Here is an 18,150-nt window from a genome sequence, read left to right on the forward strand (position 1 = left end):
ATGGTTAAAAAGCCAAAATCAAACGCGCTGGTTGTCAAAAATGGCGCTCTTCCACCTGCTGCTCAAGTAATGCACTTTTCCGATGAGCAATGGGAAAATTTTATTGAGTTGTCATGCCTAAATCATGAAGTTAATGGACAAAAATACTTTCAAGTTAAACGCTTAGGTAATGCAGGCGATGCCGGAAGAGATGTTGAGGCAAGATTTCAAGCTGAATTAGTAGAAAGTAAATGGGATTTATATCAAGCAAAGCACTATGAAAATAGGCTAGCTCCTTCAACAGCATTCCCTGAGTTAGTTAAGTTTTTTTGTCATCTTGTAGCTAAAACTTATCCATGCCCAAGAAAATATTTTTTTTGCTCACCTAAAAATTGTGGTCCAGACTTACATGATCTGATAGCAAATCCTTCATTATTTAAAACCACCTTTATATCAGCTTGGGCTTCTGGTACCAATGGATTGAGTAAGCTTGGCGCGTTATTAACCGATGATGTAAGACAGTACGTTGAAAAGTTTGATTTTTCCAAAATAGAAGAATTTCTGGTACGTGACCTCATCGAGCTACATTCAAAAAACACTCAAGCTCATTATGAATTATTTGGCATCGAAACAGAACGAGGAGATGATCCTGAAATTCCAGATCTTCCGTCAAATGATGAGGTTATCTACATTACAGAGCTTTTGTCAGTATATACAGAGCACTTTAAAAGCACAGTAGATTTAAACAACATAAGCGCTTTAGAGGTGTATGTTGAACATTTGTCTGCTGCTAGAGCAAATTTTTATTGTGCTGAAGGATTGAAAAGATTTAGTAGAGATTTATATACTGAAGATGAGTTTAGTAACCTTCTTATCATGGTTTTAAAAGGTATTAGACCTCTTGTTTTAAGCCCAAAACTCCAAGATGGTTTTGATAGATTCGATGCGGCAATGCAGGCTGTATTAAGTATAAATATAAATGATAGTAAATTGAGTTCAAGAGTTAGAGGAGGGGATTTACCAGGTACTTGTCATCACTTAGTAAATGACAAAAAACTTCAATGGATAAAAAAAATATGAACTTGAACTCTATCCCTTTATTTAATTCTCCCTTCGAGCTTGGAATACGTATGGTGTATCTTCTAAGTTCATTGCGTCCTATAGGGGCAGACCTCCAGAAGCTAGTTTTACTTGATTATGCAATTGTTTATTCGGAGGATTTAGATGGTCCAACTAGCCTTCATACTCCAGTCCCATACAGAGGTGGTGAGCTATTAAGTCGCCGTGAATTGATCGAGCAAGGGCTATATTTAATGAGTACAAAGGGCTTAATTGATGTAACTATGGATGGAGAAGGAGTTACATATCATTCAGGATCTGCGGCGATGACGATGATTAAGTCTTTAACTTCAAAGTATTTCTTAGAGTTGGAAAATCGATGCAATTGGGTAGCAAAAAAATATTCACTTTCTAACTCAACAGAACTCACTTCAAGCTTTGCAGAAAAAGGTCATCTATGGGGAGCTGAATTGGAATCCTCAATGTCACAGGAAGGTTTCCAATGGCAACAATATTAAAACGATTGGCAGCCAGTGGACCAGGAAAAGACGTTGCAGAAATAACATTTAACAAAGATAGGTATTTAATACGTGGTCCTAGTGATACGGGTAAATCTTACATACGCGATTGTTTGTGGTACTTATTGGGTGGCGACAAAGTACCGAAATACCTACCAGAAGCGGAAGGATATGATTTATTAACTCTGGAAATAGAAAGTAAAGATGGTAGATCATTTGAATTTAAAAAAGCATTAGCTGGCGGAAGTACAGCCATCTGTGAGATTTTTACTAGTGATATAGGCATAAAAAGTTATGAATCGGTAAATATCGACGAAAATGAATTACTGGTTAAATTATCTGGATCTTCAAATAAACTTCTTTTACGTAGTAAGAGTAAAAAAGGACCAGTTACTAGTGGCGATTTGAGGCATTGGTTTCTCTTATCACAACCGAATATGATTAGTGAGGACGCAACTAGTGGCACTGGTTTTTCAGCTTTTCAACGTATTGGTGCGTTTAGCTTAATTCTAACGGGAAACGATGATTCAGCAATTCAAATTTCTAAGTCCTCAGCAGAGGTAGAAAGAATAAAAGGGCAGTTAGGTTCAGCTCAAGATGCACTTAAAAGAGCTGAATCAATTCTACCAAACGATATAACACGCAACGATGTTTCTGAGGCGATTGAAAGAGTCGAGTCAACACTGTCATCGCTAACTGAACAATATCAAGCAAGAGCATTGCAACTTAAAGAATTAAGAGTTTCGTTGAGAGTAGCAAATGAGGATTTAAATAAAGCTATGATAGATCGTGATCATAGCGCCTCTATGGTAGAGCGATTTGAATTGCTTGATATGAAGTATTCTAGTGACTTGGGGCGCTTAGTGGCAATCAATGAGGGAGTTGGGTTATTTCAAAATCTATCTGAAACACCTTGTCCTTTATGTGAAACACCACTTGGATCTCAATTGAATCCATCTCACCTCAATAATAAAACTCAACAACAATTTAGGATAGCTCTATTAGCAGAGGTTGAGAAAATTCGTCTTCTTCGTAAAGGATTACTCATATCTCATGGCAGTGAAAAAACACGATTAGCCGGATTAAATAAAAGGTCAAAAGAGTTACAAAATATTTTAAATGATTTAGAAAGTAGAGAGAAAATTACTTTGAATGCCACTAAAGTTGAATTTAGTGCTGATCCAAAGACGCTCGCTGTGAGATTGAGTGAATTATCCTCGCAATTAAATAGCTTTGATGAAATTGAGCGCTTAAAGCTAGAAATTGAAAACTTAAAAACTGCTTCGATAAGAAAAAAAGTTCCTTTGGATCGTAATGCGGGTGAGTCATTAGTTATGGTTTCAAATGCTGCAAAACGTCTTCTTAATAGTTGGGGTTTCGAAGAAGTTGAAAGAGTTACCTTAGATTTGCAGGCTTGTGATCTTATTATAAATGATCGTGCCAGACTTAGTTATGGTGCGGGTAAGAGAGCTATTTTTCTCGCTGCGTTATCAATTGCCCTTTTAGATCATGCAATGACCAAAGGACATCCCCATTTAGGATTTATTGTTATTGATTCGCCATTAAAAGCCTATTCTGATCCGGAAAGCTTCGAATTCGATTCAAAACATTTAAAAACAGTTACAGAAAATTTTTATGAATGGTTATCTACTTGGCAAGGCCCTGGACAAATTATTATTATCGAAAATGAACAAATATCATCTGAAACCGCAAAACGGTTACACCCACTTCAATTTACAAGAGTAAATGGCCAGGGCCGGCCAGGCTTTTATCCTGTTACTAAAGAAGAAAAGAACATTTAACATGGTGCTCCGTCTTGCTGGTAACCACTATATTAAATGTCCCATTTGGGTTGTTTGCAGCTATAAAATTCCAATTTTAGTGACAATCTGCTAAGACAAAAAGGCCCAATGAATCGCCACTAGTTTACTAGACGCCTTTGAGCCGTAATAATGGCGACCAAAGAAAGGCGACAAATGAGCGGTAAACGATATCCAGAAGAATTCAAATTAGCAGCAGTCCGTCAAATCACTGAAGGGGGGTATACAGTCTCCGATGTGGCAAAGCGACTTGATGTGACTGTTGACAGCCTCTATGCGTGGGTGAAGAAGTTCGGACCCGACGCAGCAACCCACCAAACCAAACATGCGGAACAAGCTGAACTCAACCGGCTACGTAAAGAGCTGAAACGTGTCACAGAAGAGCGTGATCTATTAAAAAAAGCCGCGGCATACTTCGCAAAGCAGTCCGAGTAAGGTATGCCTTTATCAAAGATCATCAGGACTGTTGGCCGACAAGATGGCTGTGTAGGATGCTAGAGGTGCATCCCAGCGGCTTCTATACCTGGTTAAAACATCCGCACTCAATTCGCCATAAGAACGATCAACGCCAAACAGGCTTGATTAAGCAATGTTGGCTAGAGTCCGGTGGCGTATATGGCTATCGTAAAGTACATAGTGATATGCGTGCACTGGGTGAGCGTATTGGGGTTAACCGCGTCTATCGCTTGATGCATGCACACGGCTTAAAAGCGCAGGTGGGCTACCGTAAGCCTAGGCATTATGGTGGCAAGCCTTATATAACCAGTCCCAACACGTTAAATAGGCAATTCAATCCCACATTGCCAGACCAATCATGGGTAACAGATATTACTTATATCCGTACCCATGAGGGCTGGCTCTATCTTGCTGTGGTCATGGATTTGTTCTCACGACGCATTGTGGGTTGGTCCATGCAATCGCGCATTACTAAAGAGCTGGTGTTGGATGCATTGCTGATGGCGGTATGGCGCAGGAAACCTAAACATAAAGTGCTGATACATTCTGACCAAGGTAGCCAATACACCAGCGAGGATTGGGATATATTCTTGAAGGCACATAACCTTGAGTCCAGCATGAGTAGACGCGGAAATTGCCACGATAATGCTGTGGCTGAAAGCTTCTTTCAATTATTAAAACGGGAAAGGATCAAACGCAAAATATACAATCATCGCGATGATGCAAGGCAGGATATTTTTGATTACATCGAGTTGTTCTACAACTCAAAACGACGTCATAATTCCAATAACTTGCTATCTCCGATAGACTACGAAAACCAATTCAAGAAAACGGCTGAAGAGTGTCTATAAAATTAGTGGCGATTCACAATTAAACCTTCTAATATCTCTATTTTTTGGCTGAAATGACAGTTACAACCCATATCAATCTTGATTAATCCAGATTTTGCTAATCTTCCATCTGGAAATAGAGCATGTCTAATATCGAGCTCTGAGTACCCTAAACACACTGAAAATATCTGCTCAACTGCTCTGGCAGATAGGTTTCCCAAAATATTAGTTGCTGATTCAAGTAATGAATCTATTTGAACTGTTGCGCAAAACAATAAAATATCAATTTCAACGTTGGTTAACCCAATTAAGCTTCCAAGACTTTCAATATTTTTTTTGAATACGATGTCTGTATATAAAGAGTTAACCCTATTTTTTTCTAGTTGTTCTGCTTGTTTGAATAATTGACGCTTTATTTCGGTTGAATTGAACACTATCGGCTCATCACTAAAAATATAATCGGCAAAACCAAGTCCTTCAGCTAACTTGTCATCCAAAAAATCATGTTGTCTAACAAAAGATTTATAACCTTCACCTCTAACCAGAATCCTATAAATCCAAAGTAATACAATATTTCGATTAGCTACTGTATGGGGTGTTAAGTTCATATCTTGTGATACTGCTCCGACAGAGCTAGGTATTTTTTTCATAGAATTTAACCAAAGAAATTATGTGTGAGGGCATATTACAATTACGTTGCGACAAATAGTGTCGCAAGTGAATGCTGGTATATTTCTAGGTAGAGGTTGGATATGTGTAGGCGAAATGTAGTTACTTAACACGACACCATTTGTCGCATCAGTAAATACAATGTTAACCTAATCAAATAATAAAGAATGGGTGATATGCGCATACTTTCAAAGTCAAAAATCATGGCGTTTAGACAATGTCCTAAGAGGCTATGGCTTGAGGTACATCAGCCAGATTTACGGATAGATTCTGATAAATCTGAAGCCAAATTTGAGGTTGGAAATCAGGTTGGGGCAATTGCACAATCAATATATGACCCATATTCCAATGGTGAAGTGATCGATATTAAAAGTGAAGGATTTGAACGAGCATTAGAGCGCAGTAAAGAGTTACTAAATTCGTCAAAACCAATATTTGAAGCTGGGTTTTCAGCTAGTGGGGCTTTAGCATTCGCAGATGTGATATTACCTGACCAAATTGATGGTATGCCTGCCTGGCGAATGATTGAAGTTAAGTCATCTACTAGCGTGAAGGATTACCATCGAGAGGATGTGGCAATACAAACCTATATTGCTAAATCTGCAGGCGTTCATTTGAAATCAATTTCCATAGCACATATAGATAGCTCGTGGGTATATCCGGGGAATTATGACTATGCTGGACTATTGGTTGAGTATGACTTAACTCAAGATACACTAGTACGTGAACAGGAGGTGATGTCATGGATTTCCGAGGCACAGAACGTGATCCAAGGGACTGAACCAGCAATACAAACAGGTGATCATTGCATTACTCCCTTTGATTGTGGTTTTTACGATTACTGTAGCCGTGATGAAATAAAAGCTGAATTCCCAATTAGCTGGTTGCCAAGACTTGGATCTATCAAAGCCAAAAAACTTGCAGAAAAGGGTATCCATGATTTGAGAGAGGTTCCAGATGACTTTCTGAATAAGACTCAAAAAATAGTCAGGGACTACACCAAAAGTGATTCAGTATATTTTGATAGTGAAGCTACTTTTAGAAGCCTTTCAGAACTCCCTTTACCCGCCTATTTTTTAGACTTTGAAACCATTCAATTTGCTGTTCCAATTTGGCAAGGAACACGCCCTTATCAGCAGATTACATTTCAGTTTAGTGTTCACGTGTTAAATCAAAATGAATCCTTAGACCATGCAGAGTTTTTAGACTTGTCATCTGAAGATCCCTCTCGAAAGTTTGCAATATCACTAATAAATGCCTGTGGTAAAGATGGACCAGTATTTGTCTATAACGCTGGATTTGAAACTTCACGTATACGCGAATTAGCAGAGAGATATCCTGAACTAAAAGATCAATTGTTGGCAATCAACGATAGAGTCGTTGATTTATTGCCTATCGCAAGAAATCACTATTATCATCCAAGCCAACAGGGCAGTTGGAGTATTAAAAAGGTATTGCCAGCGCTGGTACCTGAGCTTAGCTATCAAAACTTAGAAGGCGTAAAAGATGGGGGAATGGCAATGACTGCATTTTTAGAAGCAATACATCCGTCAACAAGTCTTGAACGAAAAGCGAACATTAAGTGCCAATTGCTGGATTATTGCAAACTAGATACTTATGCCATGGTTAAGCTTTGGCAAGTGTTTGCAAATCGAAATGATTTAGAACTATGATGTCCTCTAAATCCCTCAAAGAATAATTAAATTGACCATTGATAACCACACCCTTCTCAGACAATGGACCATGTTGAGGGCTATACCTCGTTATCCATTGAAAATCACAGCGAGTGAATTAACAGTTAAATTAATTAATGAGCAGTTCAGTGTATCCAAACGCACTGTACAGAGAGATTTGCTTGAGTTATCACAATCATTCCCTCTGACCTTGGACGATAGGAACAAGCCATACGGATGGAGCTGGTTAAGAGAGGCGCCAAGTTTTGATTTACCAGGACTTAGTGGTCATGAGGCATTAATGCTGGCTATGGCAGAGGAGTACCTTAAAGAGCTACTTCCAAGCATAACCAACGATGTATTAGATCCTCATTTTAAAGCTGCAAAACGTGCACTTAAAGAGCAATTTAATGCAAAGAAAATCAGTAATTGGCTTTTGAAAGTCAGATCAATTAGCGCAAATCAACCACTAATAAGCCCGAAGATACCACCCGAAATTCAAAAAGTAGTGTCCGAAGGACTGCTCACAGAAAAACAGCTCAATATCACTTACCAAAAACTTGGGGAAGATGAGAACCAAAAGTATCGAGTTCATCCATTGGCCATGGTGAATAGAGGCAATTTGTCATATTTAATGGTCACTTTCTTCGAGTACAAAGACATACGATTGCTCGCTATGCATCGAATTAAGTCTGCTGAGCTACTCAAGGAATCAGCAATAATTCCAATTGACTTTGACATAGATAAGGAAATTGCAAAAGGTCGTTTAAATTTTGGTGACGGTAAAACGATTCAATTAGTACTTGAGTTTAATCGTGAGGTTGGTGAATATTTCTTAGAGACGCCAATTGCTGTTGATCAAAATTATAGTGAAGATGATTCCAAAATTATAATAACTGCAACTGTTGCAGATACACCTCAGTTGCATTGGTGGATATTAGGTCTTGGCGCAGAAGTAAAAGTGATAAAACCAAATAGCTTAAAAAAACAAATTAATGATGAGGTTTGTAGAATGCATATAAATTATCAAAACAATAAATCCGAAACTTAATTCGTAGTTTTAATCAGGCGCAACAAGCACTTTTTGGAGACCGCCGATATTTTTGTTTAATAGGGGCTTTGAAATTCTTAAGATGAGAGATTCAACATGCTTTGGGTAGTCAACCCAAAGAGATTTACCGACATCATATGCCGAAATATATCTGACAATTTCATGTCTTTTATTTGGTTTGTTTTCAACACCCTTTGGAAAAGCAACATGGACCTCACGTCTTATTGCATCATATATTTCCGTTAGTAGATTTGAAGCCTTGCCTAAGTAAATTAAATTGGCTGCGGAGTCATAAAAAGCATAAATACCAGCACTTTTTTCATGTCCTTTGAGAAGATCTTTAATCTGAGTGAGAACATTCTTATCTTGGTTAAACAGCCCATACTCTATAATAACCTTAAACTCAGGAGTGAAAACGCAGTGAATAAAATAGTCAATAGTATCTTTTCTTGGCTGTATTTCACCAGTAAGCCAGTCATTGATTTGAGTGACAGAACATCCAGTAATGTCAGAGGCTAAACTTACATCACTCTTATAATAAGTTTGTATTAAATAGTTTAATACTTCATTACGTTTTGTCATTTTAAACTCGCTAATTGTTATACAAATAATTTTTGATAGATGCAATCAAATACTATATAAAGTTTAACTTATTGTTATGATTTATCTATATCAACTCTTACCTATTAAGAATTATTTTAGTTTAATTAAAAACACCCACTTAAACTCCAATAAGATGGTGAACATACTGAAAGTGATCAAGTAATTAGGATTACTGCTCTGGTTGCGGTTACTCCGCAATTAAATCAGTTACTACTAGGATTAGGTTCAGATATTAGTGTAATAAAACCTTACAATCTAATCGAATGTTTAACCAATCAGTCCAATAAGATGTATCACGATTGTCATTCGGAGAATTAATCATAGATTTTGTACTTCTAGATGTGTACCTGCAAGATTTTCACTAATCTTCATATCTGTATTTGTTTTCTTTTAATGTTTTTATAAAGGTTGTCATGGAAAATTCCAGTCTAAGCATTCTCTCCCTATTTAAACTGCATCATTTTCGCGTCCCTCAATATCAACGCGCCTATGCTTGGGAATCAGAGAGACAGGGAAACAATCAGGTCCCTATGTACCTTGAAGATCTTCGCCAGCAAATATCAGCACAAGCCTTTAATCCAAATAAGAACTACTACTTAGGTACACTGCTTCTGCACGAGCAAAGACTCAACGAGGAGACTTTCCTTGATGTAGTAGACGGCCAGCAAAGGCTGACGACAACAGTCATTCTACTCGCAGCAGCGGTTGCAAGAAGCCAGGAAACGAATGGCCGAATTTTCTCGAACGAAAATCTATATGCTCAGCTAAGACAATATTTCATCTTTAATGAAATCGAAAAGACGCAAAAATTTAGGACGATTAATGAAGATAACGCATTCTTCAGGTGTTATATACTAAAACTTGAGAATACCCAGCTCCAAGCTTCTTCTCCTTCTGCTCAGCGCCTAAAAGCTGCCTACGACTACTTCAAGAATGAAGTGAAAGATGATGAGTGGGAAAACCTCGTGAACTCATTACTGAAGACCACAGTCATGGTTTATTCGGTAACGAATGCATCCGATGCAACTCTAATTTTTGAGCTTCAGAATGATCGCGGAAAAAGCCTTACTAACTTGGAGTCACTAAAAAGCTATCTGATGCACCTGATTTATCTCAATACAGAGAAACCGGATGAGAATTTAGGAGTTATCCAGACACATTTTGCGGACATTTACCGAGACATCGAGCAACAGGCTACAAAGTACCGTTTACCAAAGGAAGATGCAATCCTAGCTTACCATTGTGCTGCATACATGAAATGGTCAGTGGACGAGTGGCGAAACCCTAAAGATCTTATAAAATCGGTTATTGCAAAGGTCAATAAAGATAGCCTGCGTAAATGGGTGCTGGAATTTGTTGCCCAGTTACGACTCACGTACAAGACTTTTTCGAATATATACAACGAGCTAGATAACTTTCCGGAATTCGCAAATCTTTACGTTTTAAACCGTATGGCAACATTCTGGCCGTTACTTATCCGTGCCTACACAGAAGATAACACTGAGAAAAAAGCTGAATTTCGGAAGGTTTGCCAGCTCATGGAGATCTATGCCTTGCGAGGCTATGGTATTGGAAATGTCAGGTCTGACACTGGCTTGTCAAATTATTATCGCGCAGCCAGAGATTTCAAAGGTAATTTCAACGACCTGCATAATTTTCTGCATAGCATGTGCTTCTATCGTGATATCGATGAGCGTTTTACTGCAGGGATAGACAAACCGTTATTGTTTTTACATAACAGAAACGAAGCACTATATATCCTATGGCGCTATGAAAATTATTTGCGAACTTTGCCAGGTAATAAGTCCCCACGGATCCAATGGCGCGATTTTGTATTACATGCTGATGTAGCAAGCAAACTTAATATCGAACATATCGCTGCACAAAATAACGCGCTCAGTTCTAAAGAAGTCGAGTGGGAGCCTGGTGTACCCAAGCTATTCAGTGAGGTTTGTCTACATCGTCTTGGTAACCTTGTTATCGATGCTACATCTTCAAATGCTAGCAAAGGCAAGAATGATTTCAGCGACAAGTTGGAGAACCTAACTCATTCGATTTACTTGAGCCAAAGTGAATTGATCAAGTGGGCAGAAAAAACAGAAGACAAGTATGACTGGACAATGTCATCAGTTAAGAGCAGGCATGAAAGACTCAAAGCCTTTGTAATGGAGTATTGGGACCCGACCAAATATCACAAGCCAACGAAAATAGTAGATGTAGATTCATTATCGGAGACTGAGACAGAAGAGCTGCAGCAAGAAGAAGTGGTAGTGGAAAACAATTAATCACTGAAAAATAGACGATTGATCTTAATCGTAATCATCCACTCTGCTAGACATGTAATAATTAAATCAATCGTCTAAGGTGATATTTCAGATAAAATTAATTTTCCTCACTAAAGGTGAACTACCTCCCCTCCAAAATAGGGGATTGATAGATAACGCTTGAATAATTAACCTATTAAAGCATTCTCTAAAATCGCAATTTGAATTTTGATGAAAAAAAGTCGCAAGTAAATGTTATTTATTTAAACTAAATGAAATTGAGACAATATATTGCTTTAGTAATGATTTAGTTTACCTGTTACAAAATTAAAAGGTTTTATGATTCCATTTACTATTTTCATAAGTTATCGACGACAAGATACCGCACCAATAGCATTATTACTTAAAAGTGAAATTGAAAAAAGATTGCAGTTTGTTAGGGTGTCAGTTGATGTAGAGGAAATAAAAGCAGGTGAAAATTTTCCAAATAGGATAAAAAGCATGATTGATGGATCGCATGCTGCCATAGTCCTAATTGGAAAAAACTGGATGTCAAAAAATGAGCTTGAAAGCTCACAACGCAAGGATTGGGTCGTTGAAGAAATCAGCTATGCTAAATCGGCAGATTTTACTTTTTCAGATTCAAATAGATTTGGCTTAAGCGAGAGAGCAATTATTCCAGTATTTGCTGATTGTGAAAATTATTTCGAAAATTTTGATTTACCCTCAAATATAAAATTTCTTGAAGAAATAAATGCTATTTCAATCAATTATGCAAATTGGCCTAGATTGATTGGATCTTTGCTCGACAACTTAGCAGTAAGGTTATCACTGAAAAAAAGACCAGATGCAGATGAGTATCCAAAACCTGATCTTGCAAAAGCAAGGACTCAACCATTATTAGATACAGAGTTGTTACAGACTCTAAAATACGATGATTTTGATGGTTGGTATGTGGATAACTTCGGGGTTGCTGATGTAAGGTACTTGGTAAAAACGTTTAAATTTATTGGCTTCAATCAAGCCGCTGAATTTATTGATCTTGTTTCAAATCACTGCAAAATTCTCGACCATCACCCAGAGTGGAGAAATGTATTCAATCATGTAACCGTTTCTTTAACAACATGGGATGCTCAGCGCAGAGTAACAATTTATGACTTAAATCTTGCTCTTTACATGAATATGGCATTTAAAAGTGTAATAAAGAAAAGTAGATGAGTACTATACAGATACATGTTTTCATAAGTCATGCATGGGCGTACTCAGCTGATTACGATACTTTAGCAAATTGGATATTTGAAAAAAATTGGTCTGTTGGTCAAGCCTCTCTAGATTTACGCAATTATTCTGTTCCTAGACATGATCCCATACATAACGCGGACAATGATTTACAACTAAAAAGGGCTATTTTTAATCAAATGGCAATGAGTCATGTGATTGTAATTCCTATGGGAATGTATGCTGCTCACAGCAGATGGATTCAAAAGGAGATAGAGGGAGCAAATCAATATAGAAAGCCAATCTTAGCTGTTGTACCGAGAGGTAGTCTAAGAGTGCCAGAGATTGTCTCCAATAATGCTGATTTAGAAGTTGGTTGGAATAGTGATTCAGTAGTAGACGGAATTTGGAAGTTATACAATTTGTGAAATTGTCAGTTTTAGTATCTTTTGAAAGTAATTAAGTAACAGCTATGAAGTAATTAAAAGTTTGAGTTATATCAAACTCAACACAATAAGGGGTTAAATAATGTGCAAGCATAGCGTCTCTGCAACAATAGTGTTTGTTCATGGTTTAGCGAAAAAACCTTCTCCGGATAATTTACGTAATTTATGGTTAGGAGCGCTTTCAGCACATAATCCTCACCCAGAAGTCTTTGGTAACAAGAATTCCGGCATTGATCTCAGCGATCAAGGAGTAAATTCTCTCTTCACCTATTGGGCAGATGTTTTTTATGGTGACGATTATGATACAGATTTCGCAAGTTATTTCGAATCAGTCAACTCTACAGAGTTGAACGATTTTATGAAAAAATCTGAGGGGCTGGGGGCAGAAACGTTACAACCTGAATTTATTAAACTGACTCCAAGAGAACAACGACTGATTCAACAAATTGAACGACAAATTGCCACTAGACTTTCCGAACTACCTTCAGACAACGCACAAAAAACGTTGCTAGTATCCTCTACTCAAGAAAGGTATGAAATAGCAAGCTGGTTACCAGAACCAATCAAACAAAACATCATAAAAAAAGCAACAATGGAAGCATACTACTTCTTGTTTGATAAGCCATATACCGTCCCTAATTCGAAAAAAACATATCAAGTTCGTAGTGAGCTTCGAGACCGACTAATCAAAGACTTGCAGAAGGCATCAAATAATGGGGGAAAAGTAATAATTGTTTCGCACAGTATGGGAACTATGCTTGCCTACGATGTTTTGCGGAACGTATCGAATTGTCCTCAAGTAGACACTTTAATTACCCTAGGCTCGCCTTTAGGAATTACAGAAGTGCAAGAGGAGCTTAAAGCATTGGACGCTGAGAAAATTGATTTCCCATCAGACAAATTAAATCATTGGATAAATATCTATGACCCACTAGATCCAATATGCGGCCTTGACCCTAGACTAAATAATGACTATCAACAAGTAAACAGTAAGTCAGTTATTGATATTAAAGAGAGCAACTGGGGCTCTTGGAGACATAATATTAGTCACTATTTATCAGGGAAATTGTTACGCGACCAATTGAAGTCTAATCTTGATATTTCTGAATAGGTTCGTATTAAGTTTGCCAATTAAATAAAACTTAAACTTCGGGGATAAATACTGTGCAACCTGCAGAAGAAATAGCTAAAAAACTAATCAATAATGAATGGCCAAATGTTTCCACATGGCGAATAAATGATGCTTACGTAATTATTGAAAATCTTATCAAGACCAAAAGTTATGAAATACAACTTCCGCATATAAGGTCTATTTGTCGAAGGTTAAATCAGCATCATCATTACGATATAACTTTGAAAGTATCATACTTGTGGTTAGAGATTAATGGTTTTGATGCAGAAATATCAAGACATAAAGCACAAGCATTAATCAATTTAAATCATTTAGACCAAGCAGAAAAATGGATACTAGAAACTATCGATATTGCTAGTCAAATTAAACCTGAGATTGGAATTAAAGAGTTCAAAGAACTTAAAGGGTTATTATGCAGAATAAAAAAACAACATTATGTTGTTCATCGCGAAGAGGAGCTATTAATTGATGCAATTAATGAATACTTGGCTTTGTATGATGATAAAAAATACTCAGATCCATGTTGGCATGGAGTTAATGCTGTTGCGCTATTGTCCGCAGCAAAAAGAAAAAATATAAGTCACCCAGCGCTTGTTAGGTTACCAACCATTATCGAAGAAGTAATAAATGAGGCTTTGAAAATAAGAGCACAAAGTCCAAATGACATATGGTCGCTTCCAACACTTGCTGAACTTTATTTGGCAAGTGGTGAAGAAAACCTTGCAGAGTGGAGTTTGTATAAGTTATTTGATCACCCTGAATTGTATCCATTTGTAACAGGCAGCCTAGAGCGTCAATTAAAAGAAATATGGGATGCAAATGCCTATTTAAACAATGGCGGTTTAGCATCAAATATGGCTGCAATGATTGCTAGAAACAACGATAGGGTTTCAGAGTTCAGGCAATTCAGTTTTGAAGAAATAAACACCTTAAGTTCACAGGCAAATACTAAAGGTGGGTTAGAAAAAAATTTCGGAAACGCTAGATTTTTTAGTGTAGCCACTATTAAGAAGATGTTAGAAAAATGTATTTCTGTTGGCTGTGTTGTAAGTGAGGATAACGGACGACTTGGTACAGGCTTCTTAGTAAAAGGCAATGCTCTTAAAATTGAATGGGGTGATGAGCTAGTATTTGTTACAAACTGTCATGTCGTAAGCGATGATTTACCAAATGCGCTTCCTGTTAACAGAGCATTCGTTACTTTTGATCTAGATACTGCTGAAAAAGGCGAGTTCGTTGGGAAAAAATATAAATTCACCGAAATTTTATTTTCTTCACCACCAGGAAACGAAGGGCAACTTCTACCAAAGACCGAAAATTTAGATGTTACGATATTACGACTAGATTCAACACCCAGAAACGCTGAGGGGCTCACTTGTTCCAATCGGCTGCCGATAGTTGATGGTTCAACTAAAGCTTTTGTAATAGGACATCCAAATGGATCATCATTACAAGTTTCATTACACGACGCACAGATATTAGACCTTGATCGTGCGAATGAGCGCTTAGTACATTATCGTACACCTACCGAACCTGGAAACTCCGGTAGCCCTGTTTTTAACGCGAACTGGGAAGTAATTGCCATACATCATGCGGGTTCGTCAGCTATGCCTAAGTTAAAAATAGAGCCTCCTCCTGAGTTCTATGAGGCGAATGAAGGGATTACGATATCTGCAATACGAGCTGCGTTATCTAAGAGTTGATTTCAATTTCTGTCCATAAATTAACTAAATATATAGTTACAGGAGAAGTTAAGCATGATGCTTGTAGAACGAGGTGCACGTAGAACAAGTAAACCAGATATATTCATAAGTCATTCATCAAAAGACAAATTAGAGGCGACTAGGCTAGCAGAAACTTTAAACTTTTGTTCAATTGATGTTTGGCTTGATGATTGGGAACTTGAAATCGGCCAAAGTTTGACTGAGGAGCTTTCAAAAGCAATGAATGAATCAAAATACATTGCGATATTAATTACTCCAAATTACAACAAAACAGTTTGGACGAAAACAGAATACAAGAAGGCACTTACACGAGAGCAACTTGAAGGAAAAGTAGTCATGCTTCCAATAGTAATTGGTGAGGCAGAAATCCCTGACTTTATCGAAGATAAGATATTCATAGATTTACAAAAGGATTATTACGCAGGGATAGTGAAAATTGTTGGACTAGTTCACAAAATTTCAAATTACCGTTTATCAAAAGCCTTGAAAGAAAATCCTCCTTATTGCGTTAGAGACATTTGGAGACTTTTGGAATCAATTGGTCATAATCCTTTCATAGTTCTTGGCCAAGACGATTTTCAAGAAGCACTAAAATATGGCGGTCAACTTGTTCGAGAAAATTATGCAACATTCAATCCTACTATGCTTGTTGATAACCCCAGAGTTTCTGAACATGTTCAAGATCTTTTGCGTGAAATTATGTAGATATCTAAGACTTTAGAGATTTCCAAATTGATAGCAATTATATTTCCATCTTAAGTTTCACATATAACTTTATATGAAAGAAATTTTTATATCTTATAGATCTGCAGATCTTGAAATTGGATGTATTAAAGTTTATGAGCATTTAGTGAGGGAATTTGGCTACGATGAAGTTATATTTGCACATTCAAACTTTAAATCTGGGACAGAATGGCTTCCACAAATTCGAGCTGGAATAGCAGGTTCAAGAGTAATAGTATTGATTATAGGGAAGTCTTGGGAGCAGGAAGAAGATAGTTTAAATATTGACCAAACAGATTATCTAGAAGAGGAATTAAAGTTAGCAAGTAAACTAAAGATACCAATTGTTCCAGTATGCGTTGGAATTGAATCAAAAAATCTAAAGTCAATATTGCCCTCTAAGTTTAAGTGGATTCATAAAATTCATGCATTGAATTTTGATATGAATACAATCTCAAGTACGAAGTTTATAAATGAACTTATTGAGATATTACACAAGTACAAAGTCAAACAGGGCAAGTCTGAAAGCAACTCTTTCGAGAGTGTCATTCAGTGGTTGTCATTATCAGCAAGTCAAATTTCTCGATTATGTTTTAGTCCAATTAGCGCAACATCTAGAATTCTTATAGTTTCTTCAAAAAGTATCGGTCTAGTTTTTGGTGAGTTGGTTCTATCATTGACCTTCTTTTTTCTATCTTTTAATGCCGTCACTAATCTGCGATTGGAGTATTCGTTTTTATACACTCTCTTTAAAGCTCAATCACTAGGATATTATTTATCATTTTTCGGAGGCTTAATCTACTGCTTTTCTGTTTATCTAAATAAGCAAACTTTTTATTTCACTCAATTAGTTAGCATATCAATACATCTTCTAGCCGCAAGTTTGATATATTTGTCACTATTACTTACTCTAATCAATTTTTCCATGTCTGAACGCACACTAGACATTCTTTATGAAAGTGTTCAGAGCAACCCTTATATTCAACCAGCTGTAGATGCCTTTATTGGCCAATTATCCAATTATGAGATTGTTCTATTTTTTTCAATTTTAGTAATTGGAAGCTATTTTATATTGTGGAATATTTCGGGGATTATTAGAGGAGTATCAATAACGCATGGTTATTATAAAGTATGGCCGATTTGGATTTTTGTGTATGTATCCAATCTACTTTTTACAGCACCAATATTATATTTGACTAATAACCATACAAACTTACCTCTCAAATTTAATTGGATTCATCAGGACGACAGAGTTACAGTAAGTGGTGTTACAACAGCAGCATTTTCAATTAAATTTAAGGGTGACATTACTCTAGGTGAAAACTTATTGGAAATTAATGCAGATGAGCTATTAATCGAAAACCGTGAGAAAAAAACATTAAAGGTACATATGGTTTGGTGTGGTTTAGGTTTCATGGAAAATAATCAGTTTCAGTGGTTTAAACCAATTCATGAGGGATACGTTAGAATCAACACGGATGTTAATTATAATCAAATGAAAAATTTTAGGATCTCTACTATAAAAATACCAGTCCCAGAAAGTGCAACTTCCGAAAACACAATTGTTTTATGCTCTGTTTATCTAAATAACTATTCATATAATATAAGCGGTCAGAATACTTTTTTGATTTGGTAACTCAAAAATTAAAAGTGATTTTGTTTTACCAATTTGTAAACCAAAACATGAAAATGTAAGTTTTTTTATTAAATTAAAAGCGATACTTACATCGCTATATTTACCTTCTGTTATTGCAGGATAAATGCATTCATAACTGATGATTACATATAACAATAAAAACTCGTGCATGGAGGTTTTGCCTATATTTAGCGTTATGAGAATTAGTAGGTTTTTTCAAATTAAAATGTGAAAAAATACTAGCCATTCTCATTTATGATTTTTAACCTACTATTTTATATAATCAGCAATTGAAATTTATAAGAGAACCTACATTGTGTCTGACCTGCTCCCCGCTTGCCATACCAAT

Annotated in this window: 15 protein-coding genes; 13 read left to right on the forward strand and 2 right to left on the reverse strand. The window is 36.7% G+C overall.

Annotated features, from left to right (window positions below; genetic code table 11):
- The 4 genes from A3Q3_RS0109145 (at position 1) to A3Q3_RS0109165 (ending at position 4,683) form a co-directional block, all read left to right on the forward strand.
- Positions 1-1,059 (forward strand): ABC-three component system protein, encoded by a 1,059-nt coding sequence (locus A3Q3_RS0109145; protein ID WP_020183292.1) that lies wholly within the window; start codon positions 1-3, stop codon positions 1,057-1,059.
- Positions 1,041-1,556 (forward strand): ABC-three component system middle component 2, encoded by a 516-nt coding sequence (locus A3Q3_RS0109150; protein WP_198288913.1) that lies wholly within the window; start codon positions 1,041-1,043, stop codon positions 1,554-1,556. The genes A3Q3_RS0109145 and A3Q3_RS0109150 overlap by 19 nt, the downstream gene beginning before the upstream one ends.
- Positions 1,541-3,358 (forward strand): hypothetical protein, encoded by a 1,818-nt coding sequence (locus A3Q3_RS0109155; protein WP_020183294.1) that lies wholly within the window; start codon positions 1,541-1,543, stop codon positions 3,356-3,358. Before A3Q3_RS0109150 ends, A3Q3_RS0109155 begins: the two co-directional genes overlap by 16 nt.
- A 174-nt stretch (positions 3,359-3,532) precedes the next feature.
- A protein-coding gene (locus tag A3Q3_RS0109165) for an IS3 family transposase (RefSeq protein ID WP_369751682.1) occupies positions 3,533-4,683 on the forward strand; the annotation gives its coding sequence in 2 pieces (ribosomal slippage) (positions 3,533-3,770 and positions 3,770-4,683; 1,152 coding nt in all).
- A 2-nt stretch (positions 4,684-4,685) separates the two neighbouring features.
- Here the strand turns inward: A3Q3_RS0109165 and A3Q3_RS0109170 are convergent.
- Positions 4,686-5,312, reverse strand: coding sequence for a hypothetical protein (locus A3Q3_RS0109170; RefSeq protein ID WP_020183295.1), 627 nt, complete (start codon positions 5,310-5,312; stop codon positions 4,686-4,688).
- A gap of 222 nt (positions 5,313-5,534) precedes the next feature.
- Between A3Q3_RS0109170 and A3Q3_RS0109175 the strand changes: the two genes are divergently transcribed.
- Both A3Q3_RS0109175 and A3Q3_RS13825 read left to right on the forward strand, forming a co-directional pair.
- Complete coding sequence (locus A3Q3_RS0109175; RefSeq protein ID WP_198288914.1) at positions 5,535-7,004, forward strand: DUF2779 domain-containing protein; 1,470 nt, start codon at positions 5,535-5,537, stop codon at positions 7,002-7,004.
- A gap of 31 nt (positions 7,005-7,035) precedes the next feature.
- Positions 7,036-8,055: a YafY family protein gene (locus A3Q3_RS13825; RefSeq protein ID WP_157355093.1), complete on the forward strand. Its 1,020-nt coding sequence runs from the start codon at positions 7,036-7,038 to the stop codon at positions 8,053-8,055.
- A gap of 9 nt (positions 8,056-8,064) precedes the next feature.
- Here the strand turns inward: A3Q3_RS13825 and A3Q3_RS0109185 are convergent, their stop codons facing one another.
- Positions 8,065-8,637, reverse strand: coding sequence for a hypothetical protein (locus tag A3Q3_RS0109185; protein WP_020183298.1), 573 nt, complete (start codon positions 8,635-8,637; stop codon positions 8,065-8,067).
- A 434-nt stretch (positions 8,638-9,071) separates the two neighbouring features.
- On the opposite strand from A3Q3_RS0109185, the gene A3Q3_RS0109190 reads away from it, so the two are divergent.
- The 7 genes from A3Q3_RS0109190 (at position 9,072) to A3Q3_RS0109220 (ending at position 17,801) form a co-directional block, all read left to right on the forward strand.
- Positions 9,072-10,943: a DUF262 domain-containing protein gene (locus A3Q3_RS0109190; protein WP_020183299.1), complete on the forward strand. Its 1,872-nt coding sequence runs from the start codon at positions 9,072-9,074 to the stop codon at positions 10,941-10,943.
- Positions 10,944-11,261: 318 nt separating this feature from the next.
- A complete protein-coding gene (locus tag A3Q3_RS14160; protein ID WP_020183300.1) occupies positions 11,262-12,140 on the forward strand; it encodes a 4a-hydroxytetrahydrobiopterin dehydratase in 879 nt (292 codons plus the stop codon).
- Positions 12,137-12,568 carry a TIR domain-containing protein gene (locus tag A3Q3_RS0109200; RefSeq protein ID WP_020183301.1) on the forward strand — a complete coding sequence of 144 codons (432 nt, stop codon included), beginning with the start codon at positions 12,137-12,139 and terminating at the stop codon, positions 12,566-12,568. Before A3Q3_RS14160 ends, A3Q3_RS0109200 begins: the two co-directional genes overlap by 4 nt.
- Before the next feature lie 100 nt (positions 12,569-12,668).
- A complete protein-coding gene (locus tag A3Q3_RS0109205) occupies positions 12,669-13,697 on the forward strand; it encodes a hypothetical protein (RefSeq protein WP_020183302.1) in 1,029 nt (342 codons plus the stop codon).
- 53 nt (positions 13,698-13,750) lie between these two features.
- Complete coding sequence (locus A3Q3_RS0109210; protein ID WP_020183303.1) at positions 13,751-15,421, forward strand: serine protease; 1,671 nt, start codon at positions 13,751-13,753, stop codon at positions 15,419-15,421.
- Between the two features lie 54 nt (positions 15,422-15,475).
- Positions 15,476-16,147: a toll/interleukin-1 receptor domain-containing protein gene (locus A3Q3_RS0109215; protein WP_020183304.1), complete on the forward strand. Its 672-nt coding sequence runs from the start codon at positions 15,476-15,478 to the stop codon at positions 16,145-16,147.
- A 73-nt stretch (positions 16,148-16,220) separates the two neighbouring features.
- On the forward strand, positions 16,221-17,801 hold the full coding sequence (locus A3Q3_RS0109220; protein WP_020183305.1) for a toll/interleukin-1 receptor domain-containing protein: 1,581 nt from the start codon (positions 16,221-16,223) through the stop codon (positions 17,799-17,801).
- The last annotated feature ends 349 nt before the right edge of the window (positions 17,802-18,150 follow it).

The organism is Methylotenera sp. 1P/1 (genome assembly GCF_000384355.1).
GTDB lineage: Bacteria > Pseudomonadota > Gammaproteobacteria > Burkholderiales > Methylophilaceae > Methylophilus.